Source organism: Mesorhizobium sp. ISC15 (genome assembly GCF_037162615.1).
Lineage (GTDB): Bacteria > Pseudomonadota > Alphaproteobacteria > Rhizobiales > Rhizobiaceae > Mesorhizobium > Mesorhizobium mediterraneum.
Window position 1 is genome coordinate 92,597 of record NZ_JAVSPX010000002.1, and the last position, 17,494, is coordinate 110,090.

Annotated in this window: 12 protein-coding genes, 1 pseudogene and 1 riboswitch; of the genes and pseudogenes, 2 read left to right on the top strand and 11 right to left on the bottom strand. The window is 63.9% G+C overall.

All coding sequences use genetic code 11. The annotated features are described in order from the left end of the window. Positions 1-5: 5 nt before the first annotated feature. Together RPG13_RS33325 and RPG13_RS33330 are read right to left on the bottom strand one after the other, a co-directional pair. Positions 6-1,718, bottom strand: coding sequence for a ParB N-terminal domain-containing protein (locus RPG13_RS33325; RefSeq protein ID WP_095482596.1), 1,713 nt, complete (start codon positions 1,716-1,718; stop codon positions 6-8). Positions 1,719-2,000: 282 nt separating this feature from the next. Then, complete coding sequence (locus RPG13_RS33330; RefSeq protein ID WP_095482597.1) at positions 2,001-2,339, bottom strand: hypothetical protein; 339 nt, start codon at positions 2,337-2,339, stop codon at positions 2,001-2,003. A gap of 2 nt (positions 2,340-2,341) precedes the next feature. Between RPG13_RS33330 and RPG13_RS33335 the strand changes: the two genes are divergently transcribed. Further along, positions 2,342-2,575 carry a hypothetical protein gene (locus tag RPG13_RS33335; RefSeq protein ID WP_095482598.1) on the top strand — a complete coding sequence of 78 codons (234 nt, stop codon included), beginning with the start codon at positions 2,342-2,344 and terminating at the stop codon, positions 2,573-2,575. A gap of 281 nt (positions 2,576-2,856) precedes the next feature. After that, positions 2,857-2,963: riboswitch (SAM-I-IV-variant riboswitch) on the top strand. A 764-nt stretch (positions 2,964-3,727) separates the two neighbouring features. On the opposite strand, the pseudogene RPG13_RS33340 reads toward RPG13_RS33335, so the two are convergent. The 9 genes and pseudogenes from RPG13_RS33340 to RPG13_RS33375 all read right to left on the bottom strand — a co-directional run bounded on the left by RPG13_RS33340 (position 3,728) and on the right by RPG13_RS33375 (position 16,437). Further along, positions 3,728-8,840 (bottom strand): annotated as a pseudogene (locus tag RPG13_RS33340) (helicase-related protein). A gap of 125 nt (positions 8,841-8,965) precedes the next feature. Beyond that, positions 8,966-9,367, bottom strand: coding sequence for a DUF3085 domain-containing protein (locus tag RPG13_RS33345; RefSeq protein WP_095482614.1), 402 nt, complete (start codon positions 9,365-9,367; stop codon positions 8,966-8,968). A gap of 15 nt (positions 9,368-9,382) precedes the next feature. After that, on the bottom strand, positions 9,383-9,985 hold the full coding sequence (locus RPG13_RS33350) for a DUF1419 domain-containing protein (protein ID WP_095482600.1): 603 nt from the start codon (positions 9,983-9,985) through the stop codon (positions 9,383-9,385). A gap of 182 nt (positions 9,986-10,167) precedes the next feature. Next, positions 10,168-11,091, bottom strand: coding sequence for a DUF3991 and toprim domain-containing protein (locus tag RPG13_RS33355; RefSeq protein WP_167391018.1), 924 nt, complete (start codon positions 11,089-11,091; stop codon positions 10,168-10,170). Between the two features lie 219 nt (positions 11,092-11,310). Continuing rightward, positions 11,311-11,493 carry a hypothetical protein gene (locus RPG13_RS33360; RefSeq protein ID WP_095482601.1) on the bottom strand — a complete coding sequence of 61 codons (183 nt, stop codon included), beginning with the start codon at positions 11,491-11,493 and terminating at the stop codon, positions 11,311-11,313. A gap of 671 nt (positions 11,494-12,164) precedes the next feature. After that, entirely contained in the window at positions 12,165-14,102 is a 1,938-nt protein-coding gene (locus tag RPG13_RS33365; protein ID WP_245486866.1) for an adenylate/guanylate cyclase domain-containing protein, read from the bottom strand. Between the two features lie 162 nt (positions 14,103-14,264). Then, positions 14,265-14,414 carry a hypothetical protein gene (locus tag RPG13_RS33370; RefSeq protein WP_158302487.1) on the bottom strand — a complete coding sequence of 50 codons (150 nt, stop codon included), beginning with the start codon at positions 14,412-14,414 and terminating at the stop codon, positions 14,265-14,267. A 460-nt stretch (positions 14,415-14,874) separates the two neighbouring features. Beyond that, the gene (locus RPG13_RS35070) at positions 14,875-15,066 is read right to left on the bottom strand and encodes a hypothetical protein (RefSeq protein ID WP_432758351.1); all 192 of its coding nucleotides are present in this window, start codon (positions 15,064-15,066) and stop codon (positions 14,875-14,877) included. Between the two features lie 192 nt (positions 15,067-15,258). Then, on the bottom strand, positions 15,259-16,437 hold the full coding sequence (locus tag RPG13_RS33375; protein ID WP_158302488.1) for an MFS transporter: 1,179 nt from the start codon (positions 16,435-16,437) through the stop codon (positions 15,259-15,261). A 102-nt stretch (positions 16,438-16,539) separates the two neighbouring features. On the opposite strand from RPG13_RS33375, the gene RPG13_RS33380 reads away from it, so the two are divergent. Further along, positions 16,540-17,421, top strand: coding sequence for a LysR substrate-binding domain-containing protein (locus RPG13_RS33380; RefSeq protein ID WP_095482603.1), 882 nt, complete (start codon positions 16,540-16,542; stop codon positions 17,419-17,421). Positions 17,422-17,494 lie beyond the last annotated feature (73 nt).

Here is a 17,494-nt window from a genome sequence, read left to right on the forward strand (position 1 = left end):
CGCTGCTACTCGGCGGCCTCGCGGAAGCCTTCAGCGTCATCGTCGCCGGCATAGTCGTGCGGCGGCTCGACGATCGCATCGCCGTCGAGCTCGTCCTGGTCCGCCGGCGTGCCGTCGTCCTCAGGCTGTTGCCTGGCCTCGTTCATCTTCAGCCAGGAGGTCAGCTTTTCCGGGGTGGGCGCAAACAGCGCCGACGGGTGGACGAAGCGGCCTTCCTTGAAATGCTCGACCAGGGCCGCACGGGTGTCCTTGACCTTTTGACGGGGCAGGACGGATGTATCCGCGCAGGCGGCTTCCAATGCCTGCCGCGACAGGCATGACAGGAAGTCCTCCGTCCCCATGTTGGCTAAGAAGTTGTCGGCGACGATGATGTCGCCGGCGACACGAGCGACAACGCCGCTGTCCGAGCGATTCTCCCTGCAGGACAGAACATCGATCAGCAAGGACCGCACGGCAATGCGCAGCGTGTCCATCTCGAACGCGAGCCTGCCCTCCTGGTCGAACAGGCGCGCGGCATGTTCGCCGAGGCCTGCGGCCCCGTAACAGGAGATGTCGCGGGCACCAGATGCAACTGTCACATTCTGGCCGGCGAAGGCGAGAACGAGCAGCGCCATCAGCGTGTCGTCCTCGATCGGTGCGCGCGACAGCGCCTCGTGCAGCGCGTCGGTACGCAGGTCGCCGATCATCTCTATGTCTTTGCGCGTCACGTCCGGACGCGGCTTTGCCGCAACGACGATATCATCGCCATCGGCCTCAACATCCGCGCCATTCCTGCCCTTGGGGTTTTTGGCCGCCGGCATGCGGTACGCGACCGACTGCACCTTGCCGTCGCGGTCGAGATACATGGCGGTGTGATCGGACTTCGACGGCTTACCGTACACACGCTCCGCCTTGGGCGGCAGCTTCGGCTCGCCCCACTGACCTGCTTCCACGATCACGCCGCGCTTGGGCAGAGTGTTTGCCATCCACTCCTGCTGAGCGCCAAGGAAGGCCTCGACATCCGTCGTATAGCGGCTGTCCTCGTCGGCCGGAGCGAACAGGTCCTCGCCCCAGGCAATGCCGTAGGCCTGAGCGAGATCGTCACCGAAGCTGGCGTCCCGCGCGTACATGCGGCGCTTCGTCAGGCCCTGCGCCACGCTCCACCACGACACCTGGGGATCGGTCTTGGACGGCTTGTGCTTCTTCCAGACCTCCTTCTGCTCATCAAGCGAAGCCGACGCGATGGTGCGCAACTGTTGCTCGTTGGGCATGTCGCCCTTGGCCATCTGGTCCAACATGGCCGGCAGAACGTTGGCGAGCAGGCGGAGCTTCCTGATCTGGCGGACGGGAAGCGCTAAAGCGAGGGCGATCGCTTCCTCGGTCCAGCCGAGCGCGACCAGCCGCTCAATCGCGCGCCATTGGTCGACAGGATTGAGCTGCTCATGCGCCAGCGTCTCGGCCAGCGACCGCATTGCACCACCATCCGCGGCGCGCTCGATCACCAGCACGGCGATTTCTTCCAAACCCGCGGCAATCGCCTGCCTCACACGACGATGTCCGGCATCAATGACATAGCCGTTGCCGCCATCCGCTTCCGGCGCCACGACAGGTGACTGCACGATGCCGACGGCGCGAATGGTAGCCAGCAGCAGCGCGTCGGCCTGCGGGCTGGATTTCGAGCGTCGCGCCTTGTCCGGGTTATCCTTCAGCGCACGCGGATCGACAAACTTCAGTTCCATGGAGATGCTCCTTCAACGGGTTTGCGGACACCGCCGTTCGCGGGTCCTTCCTCGTCTTCTTCCCGAAGACGTCCCCCGGGCCGCGGAGCGGACGGGCCGGTGCAACTGCGGCCGAGCATCCCTGCCGGGCAGATCAAGCGGGGCTCTTGAGCCCTGCGCAGAGCGATCGGCCGGGATCGCGAGCGGCGCGGTTGAGCGCCAGCGTCAGCGGCCCGCCCGATCTGCGAGCGGGCCATTCTTACCCCTTTCCTCTTTGCTTCTTTCCTCCCCAGAGGATGGGAGCTAGAACCGAGCGGTGCGGCGACGCGGCCGCCGCCGGCGCCAAGCCGGCACAGAGGAATACCGACGCGCCTCGATCATCGCCTGCACACGCGCTGCTCGAAAACGGGCATCGAGCGTGCGGACGATCTTTTGGGCTGCAACGATCTGCGGTCTGGTGCGTGCCGCAAGGACGAGACGCTGCCGGTCCAGAGCGACAATGACGGCATGCCCGTCGGCGCGTCCCGGCATTAATCCCCACAACAGGCGCCGCTCGACGCCAGTGCGGGGCCGGATCGGGTCCGTGTCGGCAAAATCGAAGAACACCGGGACAGCGCTATCGAGCCAGTCTCGCGGAAGCACTCGTGGGGAACCGGCGTTGCGTCGCGCTGGGCCTGTCCCTCGACATCCAGCGCGAGCGACTTCTCCACCTCCGCGAGCTGTCGTCTCTTCTCGGCAAGCTCGCCGACGAAGGCGAACTCACCGCCGTCGCGGGAGCGGTAGGACGCAAGACGACATTCGGCATCGGCGAGATCCGGCACATTGACAATCTCTTGGTTGGCGTCTGGCTCCCTCGACTTGAACAAGGCATCCTGTAGACAGCCGAGTTGTCGGCCGAAGCGTCCAGGACCTCCGAAAGGTTGCTCACTGTGGTCTGAAATGATGCGAGAAGACGAGCGAAATTTCGCGTCCTGTTAAATCCGTCCACACCGGCCTAGGCGCGCTAAGCCGTTGATTCAGTGACGCCTGAACTGGTGCAACGGCCGACCGTTTTGAGAAGTAGAACGAGTTTGCGACAAGGCCGCAAATGAGCCAGAGGGTGAAGGTTCTCTGCAAATTACCTAAAGCTTGCAAACAACTAAAGGCCACGCTAAACAATCGCCGACATCAAGAGTTGGACTGACGTCCAACGCCAACCTGCTGACCGAGCAAGGTGGCGCTTCCGCCAGGAAGGATGTGGCCGAACCGGCAACCAAACGGATCCCGCCACGCGTCAGTCTGCTCACATGCTTGGAGTAGAGTGATGCAAGGGGATAGTAAGTCCGATCCGCCACTGGTGACCCAATCCTGTGACGAGATTCACTATGTGGGCTCCTGTTACTGGAAAAAGCGGTTTGGCCGATCAGAGTGGTCTAACATATATGTTGTCGCTCATCGCCAGCCGCAGCCTGAGCACGATAAGCAAAAGGCCAGTTGGACGCATGTTTACAGGATTGTTGAAGACATCCGGATGGGGCGATCGCTCGTTTATCTTGAGGCTGTGTTGCAGGGCGACTGCATGATCCGGGGCTTAGCTGCGGCCAAACAACTCATCGAAATTTTCAGCAATGCAGCTCGGCTAGACGAAGACCTGCGACGATCGACCAGAATTGAGCGGACTGCGTAAGTGGCTCAACAATTTGTCACGGCACAAGATCCATAACTTGTGTCAGCCTGATTGCGGTTGCAGGTCCGAAATCGCTGCTCACGATCCGCAAAATCCTTGCTCCCGATGCGGTGAAATCTGTGCTCACGATCGTCTGAAACCCGCAAGGTGGCGCAAGCGACCTATGTGCTGCGCCGCCGGCACAGCTTGACGGCTCAGGATCAGCAGCATGTTTTCGTCAACCGTTACGCTCAGCCTCTGCCCCACGACGGCGTGGCCTACATCCTGGCCAAAGCGCCTTAGCATAACCCGAGATCGGCCGAGGTTGGCTCAAAAAGATCCGAATTCTTCACGGACGACGAAAGCTCTCTGCAGCCTTAAGTCTTCAGGTGGGGCGAAGCGACACCGGGTATACTGCCTTGCGCTGGGCCTGTCCCTCGACATCCAGCGCGAGCGACTTCTCCACCTCCGCGAGCTGCCGGCGCTTCTCAGCCAGTTCACCGGAGAATCCGAACTCGCCGCCCTCACGCGAGCGATAGGAGGTGAGCCGGCGCTCGGCATCCTCAAGACGCTGGCGATATCGTTCCTGCTCGTCCTCGAAGCCGGCCAAGGCATGCTCGAGCCGGGCGATGGCGCCAAGCGGCGAGGTGGTGACGGGGAGCTCGATTTCATAATCGGCGCCGGTGCGCATCAGCATGATGGCATAGCGGTAGCCGTCCTTGCCGAACCGCTCGCCGGAATATTCGAAATCGAACCCGCCGATGGAGGCGACAGTGGTTTCGCCTTGCTGCTGAAGCTGCACGAGAGTCAGGATTTCCTTCATCAGCGCACGACCGGCGAGTTTGCGCTCGGTGAACGCGTCGCCCCCGACCACCATGCTGAACCGATCGCCGGTCGTCGGCACGAGGCGCTCGATATCCTTCCCGACCTCGCCGAGGCGCCGGGTCGAGTATTCGATATCGCGCTCGGCATCGCGGATCTGCCGTCGAACGGCGTGCTCATCATCAATGTGGGCCGCGCGAAGGCGCTCCAGACGGGCAATGTCTGCCTCCAGACCCGCCTTCTGCATCAGACGCGGATCGCCCGAGGCGATCGCCTTGGCCATCGCGAACTGGTTGGCCTGCCCCTCACCCATATCCTCCAACCGCCGGATGGACGTGTCTCCGGAAAGTGCGGCCGCGATGAACCGGGCCTTGCGCTCGTTGTTCTGCCACATCTGGGCGTCCATCGATCCTTCGGTGGCGTAGGCGAAGATATCGATGACATCGTGCTGGTTGCCCTGCCGCAGTATACGGCCTTCGCGCTGCTCGATCTGGGAAGGAAGCCACGGCACGTCGAGATGATGCAGCGCCTTGAGGCGGAGCTGCGCGTTGACGCCGGTGCCCATCGTGTCGGAGGAGCCGATCAGGAACCGGACCTTGCCGGCCCGCACATCACCGAACAGGCGCTGCTTGGCTTCCGCCTTCTTGAACTCCTGCATGACGGCAATTTCCGATGCCGGAACGCCCCTGCGGACCAGTTCATCCCTGATCCAACGATAGGCTGAGAAGCCGCGGCTTTTCTCGACACTGATCGTGCCGAGATCGGAGAAGATCATCTGCGCTGCGCCCGGAAGCTCGAACGGCTTGCCGTCGGCGCGGACATAGCTGCTTTGCGCTGTTTCCTGCCAGATACGGTAGGCATTGCCGATCAGGTCGTTGAGCTTGTTATCCGGCTCATTGTCATTGTCGGGATCGACCAGGCGCAGGTCGATCGCGGCGTGCCGGCCATCGGTGATGACCGAGAGCAGGATGTCGTCACCAGCCTCTGCCGGACGTTCGCGTTCCTCGATGGCCTTGATGCGGGCGTCGAGCACCATCTGGTAGCGCTTGAAGGCCGCAGACGGCTTAGCGGTGATGATCTGACGTGCGCCGGTCGAAAGCGCCGGCACTTTCACATATTCGCGAAGATCTTCCGGCAGCACCACATCCGCGAAGGAGCGGAACATTGCGATCAGCTCCGGCACGTTGACGAAGGTGGCGAAGCGCGTCACCGGCTTGTATTTTCCGGATGGCTGCAATTCGAGTTCGGTCGTGACGTCGCCGAAGGTCGAAGCCCAGGCGTCGAACTCGTGCAGGCCGCGCTGAAGCAGCGCCTCGTAACCGAGATAGCGCTGCACCGAGAACATCTCGCCAAGCGTATTGGTGATGGGCGTGCCGGAAGCCAGCACGAGCGCCCGGCCCGGATTCTTCCGGTCCACGAACCGGGACTTCACATAAAGGTCCCAGGCCCGCTGGGAGCCGTTCGGATCGACGCCCTTGAGCGTGGACATGTTGGTGGCGAAGCTGAGTTTCCTGAACTCCTGGGCTTCATCGACGATGATCTGGTCGACGCCGATCTCGGAGATGGTCAGCAGGTCGTCCTTACGGGTCGCCAGGGCTTCCAGCCGTTCCCTGAGCCCCTCCTTCAGCCGCTCGAGGCGCTTGCGCGAGACGCGGTCGTCGCTCTCGACCTTGGTCAGCAGCATCTCGTAGAGCTCGAGCTCGTCCTGGATCATCTGTTGCTCGAAGGCCGACGGCACGCCGATGAAGCGGAAGGCGCTGTGCGTGATGATGATCGCGTCCCAGGCGGCGGTCGCCGCCCGTGACAGGAAGCGATGCCGCTTGTCCTTGGAAAAATTCGTCTCATCGGCCACGAGGATTCGTGCGGTCGGATAAAGCGCCAGAAATTCGCGAGCCGCCTGTGCAAGGCAATGGCCGGGAACGACCAGCATGGCCTTGGCGATCAGGCCAAGCCGGCGCTGCTCCATGACGGCCGCGGCAATCGTCATGGTCTTGCCGGCGCCGACGGCATGGGCAAGGTAAGTCGAGCCGGCCGAGACGATGCGCCAGATGCCGCGCTTTTGGTGCCCATAAAGAGAAAAGGCGCCGGAGGCGCCTGGAAGTTGCAGGTGATCCCCGTTGAATCTTCGGGGGGCGATGTTGTTGAAGCGGTCATTATAGACCCGCGCCAGCCGGTCGGTCTGGTCGGGATCGGACCAGATCCAGGTCTGGAAAGCGGTCTTGATCTTCTGCAGCTTTTCCTTGGCGGCTTCCGTATCTACAACATTGAGCACGCGCTTTTCAGCATGGCCCTCCTTCACCGTGTCGAAGATCTGCGGCACCCTGCTGTTCAGCGCGTCGGCTATGAGCTCGCCGGCATGACGGCGATCGGTGCCCCATTCGGACGTGCCGGCCGCCATCCATGCCAACTGGCGTGCCTCGACGGTCCACGACGCCAGCTCCGGCATGTGGTGGATCCTGATCTCGGCACCCATCGTCTGCTTGACGAAGGCGGCAACATCGGCGGCGGGTATCCATGGCGCGCCGAGACGCGCGGTGATATCCGAGGGACGAAGATCGGCCGGCTGCACGCCCTGCAGCGCCGTGACGTTGCGCTCATAGGCGAAATCGAGGGCGGCTGCGGCTTCCGCGACCTTCAACTTGTCGCGGACCTGACCGGAGAGATAGGCGTCGGCCGTTTGCCACGAACCGGTCCGGATCGCGGTAGATGGCGTCACCCAGCTCGCCAATGACGTCATCGACATCCTCATGCAGCAATTCGGCGATGTGATCGATGTCAATATGGCCGCGTTCGTTGAGCACGACGGCAAGCGCATCGGAGGCCGATGTGATGATGGGTGCTGCGGGCGGCGCGATGACGCGCTCGGTGAAAATCGGACCCGGCCGGGCGGTATTGGTTTCGATATCGTAGTCTTCGATAGAAGCGACCAGCCAGCAATCGGGATCATCGAGGCAGGGTTGCAGGTTGGGGCGGCGATGTGTTTCGCGCACTTCGCCGATTTCGGCATCCCCACTCACCGACATGGTAGTGAAGTTGATGGGCCCGAAGTCGCGCACAAAATTCGACCAGGCGATGCGCAGCTTGACTTGGGCCGGCTTCCACGGCCGGTTGAGCTCCTGTGCCTTCAGGACTTCACGCACGGCATCACGGATGGGGATGAATTTGCGGATGATACGCGCGTGCTTTTCGGGGATGCCTTCGGCGGTGCGGCCCTTGCGGATGGTGATGCTCACTGCAGCGCCATCGATCATCTGCGCAAGGGCGGTATTTTTCGCGACGAAGAAACTGCCCTCGCGCACTCCGGCGCCTTCCGGCAGGGCATCCACGACATCGGCACTGTCATCGGCGTCATGATCAATCTCGTCCGGCTCGCCGTCATAAATGGCTTGCGGAAGGAGGGAGATCGCAGCCGTGAGCGCCCGCTCCAGATGGACACCGGGATGAGGCAGGCAGGAATAGGCCTCGCCGTAAGGCCCCGAGATAGTGGCATGCGTGCCGAGCACGAAATCCGGGTGGCGCGCGAACCAGCGGTTGACGCGGATCGCGCCTTCACCCTCCGTCGCCTGGCGGAGTTCCTCGATGTCGAGCCAGGACAAATCACTTTCGGACTCGGTGACCTTGCGCTTGCGGAAAAACAGCACGTCGACCACGACGTCCGTGCCGGCGTCGGCCCGGAAGCTGCCTTCGGGCAGGCGGATGGCGGCGATCAGGTCCGCCGTTTTGGCGATATGCTCACGCGCAGAGGAATCCGCCTTGTCCAAAGTGCCGGAGCTGGTGACGAAGGCGGCGAAAGCGCCCGGCTTCAACAGGTCGACGGACCGGGCGATGAAATAATCGCGCAGGCGCAGGCCGAGCGAGCGATAGGCCCAGTCGGAGCGAATGGTGCGATCGGAAAATGGCGGATTACCGATGGCAAGATCGAAGCTCGCCGGCAGCTCCGTGCGGGCGAAATCGCCAGTGACGATACGCGCGCGCGGCTGCAACAGCCTTGCGATGCGTGCCGTGACCGGATCGAGTTCGATCCCGGTGACGTGTGACACAACGCGTAGCGCTTCGGGCATCAGCGCCGGAAACAGGCCCGTGCCGATGCCGGGCTCGAGCACACGGCCGCCGCGCCAGCCGAGCCGCTGCAGGCCTGACCACATCGCGCGGACGATGAACTCCGGCGTGAAGTGGGCATACTGGGTGCAGCGGGTGAGCGAGGCGTAGTCGATCTCGCCGACGGTATCCTCCAGAGAAGAGCCGATCTCGTCCCAGCCTTTGCGGAAGTCGACCTCGCCGGGGCGGCGGAAGACGCCATTGGCAAGGTCGGACGCGCCGAAGCCGGTGAAGCGGATCAGCCTCTCCTGCTCCCCGAGCGTGGCCGGGCGCTCGTCCGCTTCGATCTCGGCGGCGAGCCGGATCGCCGCGATGTTGCCGCGCGCCCGCTCCTTCCAGCCCCGCGCCAGGCCACGGCTACCAGCGAGATGGAAGTTCGACCCGCGCGCCCGGCAGGCGGTCGATGGTCGCCGCACGATTGCCGCGCTCGGCAGCGCGGGCGCCGGCGACGACGGATCGGGATCGTCGTCACCGTCGGGCTCGACAGCGTCGCCAAAGGCCGTCACGCCGAGGCCGAGGCCGGAGGAAAGCGCGGTGTTGCCGAAAAGATCGATGGTGAAAGGATCGTCATGCGACATGTCTGGATCTCCTGAATGAGGGCGCACGTCGCCGTTCCGCTGGAAGGCTCCAGCCGGCCGGACGTGCGCGGGATGTGGGGTTTGGGATGTTGGACGGCCGCCGGACGGCGCCCACCGACGGATCGCTAATCTCGCTCGATCACGAAGAGCTGCATCGAGTCCTGCAGGAACGCGATGCGCAGATGCGTGCAGCCGGGACTGGCTGCGATCAGGGCCTCAAGGCCTTCGGCGTCGAGGAAATCCACGCCGTCGTCGCCGCCGAACGTCCGGCGTTTGACCTCGAACCAGTCGTCGTTCTTGCGCGGATCGCATTCCTCGGCGTAAGCGACGAGCGGCTTCGCCCCCTTGGGGAGCTCGCCGTTGGAGCATAGGTAGACGCCGTGGTCTCCGACGAGCCAGAGACCGGGCTTCCGGTTGTCGGCGGCGGGTAGTCCGAGGTGGGGATCGCGAAACCCGCCATTGGCTTTTGCGTCGGCAATCCCGCGAGCGATGACCTCGCGGACGGCGGCGATGGGAAACGTCAACATCATCTCACGCCTCCGTCACGCCGCGATCGCGTCTGGGAGATAGCGCAGATGCACGGGCAGCTTCGCCGCGATCTCATCATCGGTGAGCTCTTCCAGCAGCTTCAGCGTGGTGCCCTGGCGGCCGCCATAGAAAATCACCGTGCGCTTGCCGCGGTCGCGTTCCGGCCAGCGCTCCCCGGCGTAGCCGCGATAGTCGTCGTGGGTGCTCGACCAGATGTGCTCCAGGCGCTCCTCGCGGGTCATCGCCCGAACGGGACGGGTTTCGCGTTCGACGATCGCATCGCGCATCTGCTCGGGCGAGCCCTTGTCGAGCAGGTCGCAATAGCCGTGGAAATACCGCATGCGGCCATCGATGTTCAGGACGTAGAAGATGCTGGTGATGCGGTCGGTGAGAAACTCACGCAACGCGAACATCTCGCCTCGCATCCAGAGCGGCGGCAGGACCTCGAACATGTAGTCGTGCTCAGCCCGTGAGATCTCGAACCATTCGCCGCGGTACAAAGCACTGGCATCGTCCTGGAACCGATCAGGACGCTGAGCGTGGCGGTCGAACATGCGGAACATCTGCCGGCGATCGGCGATGCCATGATAAACCTTGCGGACGGACAAGAGGGTCATGGGTGGGCTCCTTTCAGCCTCGTCGGGCTGGAGCGCGGCTCATCCACTCGATGTCGCCATCCTCTTCCGCCCTTCCTGACCCCTCCTCCGCGGCCGCCTCTCCGTCCGGCCGGGTCAAGGGCCGCGAAGCGGGCGCAGCTTTACCCTTGACGCGGCCGGCGGGCATGCGGCAGCCAGGCTTCTTATTTCCTCTTTTCTCGCTTTCCCCGGTTCTTCACCCTTGCCTTGAGCTCGGAGTTCCAGTCCTCCTCGTGCGGGCGGAGACGTTCGAAGCCGCAGCTAGCCTCGCGGGCGACCGCTTCGAGGCGAACCGCGTAGGTGTTGCCCTGCGCGTTGTTGTCCGTGGCGGCGACCAGCAATAGGCCCTCCCGCGCCGCCAGCAGCCGGATAGCCGCATCGGTGACAGGAGCCCAGCCGCCCCCGGTACTGACATAGAGGCTATCGCGCCGAGTGCTCTCGAGCGCGGCGAGACTCATGGCGTCGATGGCGGCCTCGGTGACGCAGAGACGGAGCGCATCGCAGAAGCCAAACCGGAACAGCACCTTCGCGCCGCCGGTCGAAAAGCCGCGCCATTCCGGACCGCGTTCCTCCCAGCCGGTCACGCCCCCCTCCCCGTCCCTGTGAGCGGCCCACATGCTGCCGCGAGGACCTTCGCGCAGGAGGTCATGCCGGATGGCGGCGCTGATCACGGCTTCCGGAAGATGACGCTCGTCGCGCAGGTAGCGCCATGTCATCGATCCCGGCCAGGGCTTGCGGCGGCCGCTCCAGCGTTCGGCGACGCCGAGATCCGGCCCGCGCTTCCGCGCCTGCCTCTTCCACACAGGCTCGCGCGGCTCGTGGCCGACCAGCCGGGCGACCAGCAACTTCGCCTCCCCGAAACCCACCCCATGCAAATGGGTCATCAGCGAGAACACATCCCCCTTCGCGTCAGAGAGCGGATCGAACCAGCCTTTTCCGTCATGGATCACGATGACGATCTGGTCGCCCCGCCGGTATTTGACCGCACGTCGGGTACTCTCCTTCAGGTCGATCGCGTAACCGGCCTGATCCAGCGCGGCCGCGCAGGCCACCCTATGTCGAAGTTCATCGAGTTCGTCCTGTTCCATGTCCCTCTTTCGTGCGCCGCAGGCGCCCGCCTTCCGTCAGGTTTTCTTTCCCGCACCTTGCGGGACGACTTCCGGATGCCGCGAAGAGCAAAGGCGGCAAGGGCGCGGCTGGCAATGTGTGTTTTTGCACCTCGCGCCGTCGCCCGCGGGCCAGCCGCGGCGCAGCTTCCCTTGCCGCCGTTAACTCGCAAGTGGCACCTCCGGGAGGAGGAAGCCGGCTCAATGAGCCGGCCCCTGTTCAAAGGGATCGTATTCGGCAAGGGTCTCGACCTCATCGTCGTCGAGTTCGGCGCTTGGCAGGACGCCGAATTCGTCGCCGGAGCGGAAGAGCGTGACAGGGACCATGAGGGTGCGGGCGAGCTGGAAGGCGTGGTTTTGGACGAGGGAAAGATCTTGCGACATCTGAGGGCTCCATCCTTGGAGCGGGCCAATTCCCGCTCGATGGCTCCTCAAAGGTCGGGCTCCGGGCGCGATCACCGCAAAGGCCAAGCCGGCGCGGCCGCAGCTTGCTAGCGGACCCCTTCAGGGGTTGATCGTGGAAGATCCGGAGCTGGACCAGGAAGCCATCTCAAGAGAGCGGGATTGGGCTGCGGGCCGAGCCCGCGTGCCGCCCGATCGGCTCACACATTGAAGGGGTCAGGACAAGAACTGTTCCCTCGAACGCGCTAAGACGAACGGAAAGCGAACACCGCGATCGGCATTGGCTTTCCCGAACGGACTGCTTGGCAGCTGTGCTGCTCTGCGACCTCTGGGAAGGTGAAAATATCAACACTTCTCGGACCTTCCACCGGAGGTGTTGAACGGGAAGCCTGACCCGAAGCGGCCCTTCCTGGACCGAATTTCCTTCCCGGAAGCCGACGTTCACCAGAACCACCAGTCTTGACCCCCAAACCGGTCCTTGCTGGGCCGATTTGGCGGCTCGTAAGCGGACGTTGCCCGGAACCAGCGACTTTGCACCGTTCCTGCCGTTCCAATTGAAATCAGCTACGGCGCTAGGTGACCCGGCTCCAGTCATTCCCAAAGCCGTCGGCTTCTTCAAGCCGCCGATCAGCGGCATGGAAGTGGCATGTTACTCAGCCCGCTTGGGCGCGCTGAACGTCCATAGGGGGCGATGCTGACGTCGCGACTTTGCCAAGCTGGAAGACCTCCGTCGCCTCGCCGCGGCCGCGCAGCCGGTGCTTGCCCGCCGGGATCCTTTCGAACCTTTCGTCGAGCCGCGACGCGGTCTCGCCGGAAATGGCGATTGCGGCGGTGGCGCCCGGTTCGAGCTGCTTGCCGAGGTCCTGCAGCCGCTGGCTGACGTTCACTGTGTCGCCGACGATCGTATAGTTGACGCGGTCGGATGCGCCGATATTGCCGACGATGACGGAGCCCGTGTGGATGCCGATGCGGACATGAAGCGGAGGCCGGCCTTCGCCAGCCGCTTCCAGATTGTCCTTGTCCAGCTCCTCGCGGATGGCCGCGGCTGCGCGGACGGCCGCGGCGGCATGGCCCTTCAGACGATCCGGCGCGCCGAAGAACGCCAGCATGCCGTCGCCCAGGAACTTGTCGACAGTACCGCCATGTGCATCGACCGCGCCGCACAGGATCGCGAAGTGGTGGTTCAGCAGCCTGGCCGCGGCGGCGGCGTCCATCTGCTCCGACAGCGTGGTGAAGCCGGCGATGTCGGTGAACATGACGGTGACGACCGCTTCGCGCGGTTCGGCGATGCCGATCTCTCCGGTGCGCACCAGCTTGGCCACCAGCGAGCGCGGAATATAGGTCGAGAATGCACGCAGACCGATCAGCATGGCATTGAAGGCCGAAGCCTGGTTGTCCAACTCCAGCACCCTGCTGCGCGGCAGGGGGGTCACGCCGTCGAGATCGAAATCGGCGACGCGCGTGGCCTGGCCGGCAATCGCCTGGATCCGGCGCGACAGGCGCTTGCCGAGAAGAATCGCGACGATGACCGCCACCGCCATCGCGAAAAGTCCAAGCATGGCCGATCCCATGACGCGCTCGATTTCGTCACCGATCTGACTGGTCTTGAAATATGCGCCGAGCGTCCAGGGCCGGTCGCCATAGCCGGTGATCTCACGGGTAATAGCGACGTAAGTGTTCTCTCCGTCCCATGACGTCGAACCGTCCTTGTCGTCAAGCTGGATTTCGGCAACCTCGATATCGCGGGTACGCTGCGTGCTGAACTCCGCTTCCGGTTTGCGCGCCTCATATCCGGCGAGAACCGGATCGCCGAAATTGGCGAGCGGCGTCAGCGGCAGGATGCCGTTCTTCAGCGCATCCGGGGAAGCCAGCCGCTGGTCCGCCAGGATGGATCCGTCGCCATCCAGAATGAAGGCATGCGTGCCGAAGCGCGACGACAGTTCCTGCGTGATTTTGGACAAGTTCTGCAGTTCCACCGCGGCGATCACCCAGGCCTTCGTGGCGCCATCGCGTGACAGCGGCGCCGAGACGTTGGCGAACAAGCCATATTCGTTGGCCACGAAGGCGCCCCACCGGCGTCCGTCGACCTGCTGGCGCTCTTCAAGAACGGCGCGCACTTGCGGCGATTTCTCGGTCTCGGCGGGGAGTTTCCGGATCGTTCCGGCAGGATATTTGGCGTCGTTGTCCCCGGTCACCGCCGCCCCCCTGCAAATCAGGTCGGGTGTGCAGATCAACATTGCGTTCACCCCCGGCACTGCCGCCAGCGCACTGGCAAGTGCCGCCGACATCGCCTCGTCGTCGATCTGGAACTCGCCCTGCTTGTAGAGCTGCGCGACGCCGTCCACGGCGCTCTCGGCGCGCCCCATCTCGGCGCGCAGCAAATCCTCCATCGCATCGATCAGGAGCGTCGACTGGGCGCCGAGCAGGTCGAAAGTGTTGCGAAGGTTGGCGCCGACCGACAATGCGAGCACGCCGCCGACCGACAGGAACACGAGGCTGCCGAAACTCATCGCCATGATGACTGCAATGGGGATGCGACGCCGCTTCTTTTCGGGGCGGACCAGACGCACTGGTTGTGCGGACGTGCTCATGCAGCCAATGTCATAGTGCGCCACCGCATTGCAAGCCCGGTGACGGCTTTAAGGAGAGGACGCGCCGAAGCATTCGCACCAATATGGCGCCGACGTTTCCGGCGCCGATGATTCCGATCCTCATAGGGGTGTTCCTTTCGTAAATATGGAAGAGCGCCCGCCTCAGTCGCGGACGCGGGCGCCTCGAAGATGCGCCCCTATCTCGCGCAGTGTCGAGAGTGTCAACTCCCGGAAAGGCGCACGCACGACATGATCGTCGCCGCCATGCAGGAGAACCGGTGAGCGAATGGTGACGATCTTTGAGGCGATCATTCGCGAGGGACCGAGGCGGGCGAACTCAAGGTCGAGCACCGGCAGAAGCGGCCCGTGCGGTCAACACCGCGTTCACGCCGTTCTTCCACCCGATTCTGATCGAGCACTGCGTTCAACACGGCGAAGACACCGAAGCGGCCCTGCGTGAGCAGATTCGGTTTATCCTGAAAGCTCTCGGCAAGTCGGCCTAAGGCGCAGCGTGCCATATATGCAGGCACTGTGGTTCCGGAGAAGGGCGCGCGAACACAAGGTTTGCGTCGAAGGCCAACTCATCTTCAAAACCACGGCGCAAACGTTGCACGCGGCGCTGGCCGAACAGGGATAACCTATGTGCAGGAAGAGATGGCAAAACCTACCTCGTGCATATGCTCTGACCAGGCGGATCCGGGCGGCCATACCGTCCGACAGTCGGCTCAGGATCGCCGGCAGCCTTAGCGCGAACGTCAGGTTTGGAGGAGGGCTACGATTGACTGGAATTGGCGCTCCCTGCTCGTTCGGCGGGCGACAAGAAGGGCGACAGTCCGCCCTTCCGCGACCTTCCCAGCCGGCCTCCGCGATCAGACGCGCTCAGCAAACTTCGTCCTCTCATGATCGTCTGCCGGGTCGTGGCAAATTTTCGGGCCAAAACAGAAATGCTAGCTCCCTTCTTCAATTCTTCGAGTACCTGCTGCCTGCGTGTTCATCGAGGCGCGGTGGACGGCCAAGGGCTTTTCCTTCTGCCCTTGCCCGTTTCAGCCCTGGTCCGAGGCGGGCTACGCGCAGCAGTCGCCTGCAGTCGAAGCTGAAAGGTTGTAGTTGTCTTCGACATGCATTGCGAATGGCACGATCGAGCCTATTGCGGACATCAGCGGATTTGATGCTTCTGCCATTCCGGCTCGACAGGCCGAAACAGCCAGAGGCCACCGCAGAGCGCCGTCAGATAGACAACCGCTGCTGCCCCGAATAGACCCTGCGCGCCGAGCGCATTCATCATGCCGCCGGCGACGACGGGGCCGATAACGGCGGCCAGAGCATAGACGGAGGCAAGGGCGGCTATCGCCGCCGTCAGCTTTTCAGCCTGGAAACGGTCGCCGATCAGTGCGAGCCCAGCGGTGTAGAGCCCGTAATTCGCGCCGCCCCAGACCAGCATCAGCCCGGCTACGGGCCAGAACCCCAGACCTGACCCGGAGACCAGCGGCAGGGTGCAGGCGAGCGATAGGCCGCAGCAACCAAGCACCGTGCGGCGGCGGCCAGCTCTGTCCAGCGCCAGCCCGATCAGCGGCTGGCCGATCACCAGGCCGACATGGAACACCGTGGCGAGCAGCACCGCCTGCGAGACGTCGAAATCGCGATCGAGCATGATGACCGGCATGAGGCTGATGGCGACGGCATCAATCATCGAGGCGATAAAGAGAAAGCCGAAGGCTAAGGGAAAGGCTGCGATCGCCGACACAATGTGGCGCCCCGATCCCGGCACGACCAAGCGGCTCACGGGCCGTTCCACCGCGGCGAACGGGATCAGCGCCATCAGCGCTATCGCGGCGCAACCGAGGAGAAGCGCGGCCGGGCGGTCGGGCATCAGCGCAATCATCGCGGGACCGAGTACGAAACCGAGGGCATTGGCAGCGGTATAGACGCCCATGATCCGCCCGCGCCGCTCTGGCGCCGCGGCCGCGTTCAGCGCCGTTTCGGCGACGATGAACATGAGGCCTGCACCGCAGCCCAGAATCACGCGGGCCGCGAAGACCGGCCAGAAGTCCCGCAGGAAGGCCAGCGCCACGAGCGCCGCCGCCAGCAGCCCCACGCCTGCCAGCGCAGTTCGACCCGCGCCTAACCGGCGGGCGAGGCCGGGCACCAGCACCACGCCGGTCATGAGACCGAGGCCGGTCGCTGCCGTATTCAGGCCATTGAGCGCGCCTGACACGCGATCCGATAGCAAGAGACCCAGAAGCGGGTAGGTGGTGCCCATCGCGAGGCCGTAGATCGTCACGCCGAGGATCAGCGCGACGATCATCCGGGTTTGGGAGTTCTGCGGTCGGGTCATGGCATCCTCCTGGCGATGGGGTGTCCGGGAGATGCCGCGAAGTGAGCTTTCACTCAAACGATATTTTTTGCCGCAAGCGAACGCTTTTGTTATGCTGATCTCATGCGCAAACTGCCGAACCTCAACGCCACCCGCGCCTTCGAGGCCGCTGCCCGGCATGGCAGCTTCGCTGCGGCGGCGGACGAACTGGGCGTCAGCCATGCCGCCGTCAGCCGCCACGTGCGCAATCTGGAGATGGAACTGGGCGTGGAACTTTTCGAGCGTCATGCCCGCCATGTCGTGCTGACCGGCGAAGGCAGCCTCTTCGCCCGCACCGTCGCCCGGTCCTTCGCCGATCTGGCGCTCGGCGTCGGGCGTCTGAAACGCGGCACCGCCAAGGGAACAGTGGTTCTGGATGTGGAAACCGATCTGGCGGTCGTGTGGCTCATGCCGCGCCTGACGGCGCAGGCGCTGGACGCGCTGCGGCTCAACGTTGATCTCCGCTGCCGCCCGGACCCGCCGCGCAGCCTGCCAGGCGATGTCGATCTGGTGCTGACCTGGGGACCGGCGGCGCTGATCGGCTTTCGCTCCGAGCCCTTCCTTGATCTCAACGCGTTCCCGGTCGCCTCGCCCGCATTGATCGCCAAGGGCCCAGATCCGGTCTCACCAGGCTTCTACGCTGCGCACAGGCTGATCCACGAGCGCGGGCTCTACTGGTGGCGGCGCTATTGCGAAGCGGCAGGCGTCATGCTGGACGATGTCGACAACCACCTGTTCTTCAACCGCACCCATCTGTGCATCGACGCGGCGCTGCGCGGCCTTGGCATTGCCATCGGCGACCATCTCTCCTGCGGCCAGCATCTGCGCTCGGGGCGTCTTGTTCAGCTTCCCGGCCCGGTGCTGCCAGGACGGGAACAGTATCATCTGCTGACCCCTGACACGGCGCACCTGTCACGGCCCGCGCGACAAATGCGCGACTGGTTGAGGAAGGCAGCGAAGAATTGAAAGGGACTCGCTGAAAGAACCCCAGCCAACTCTGGTCTGTCTGCAAATTAGTCGTTTAGCATGGGAGCTTTCG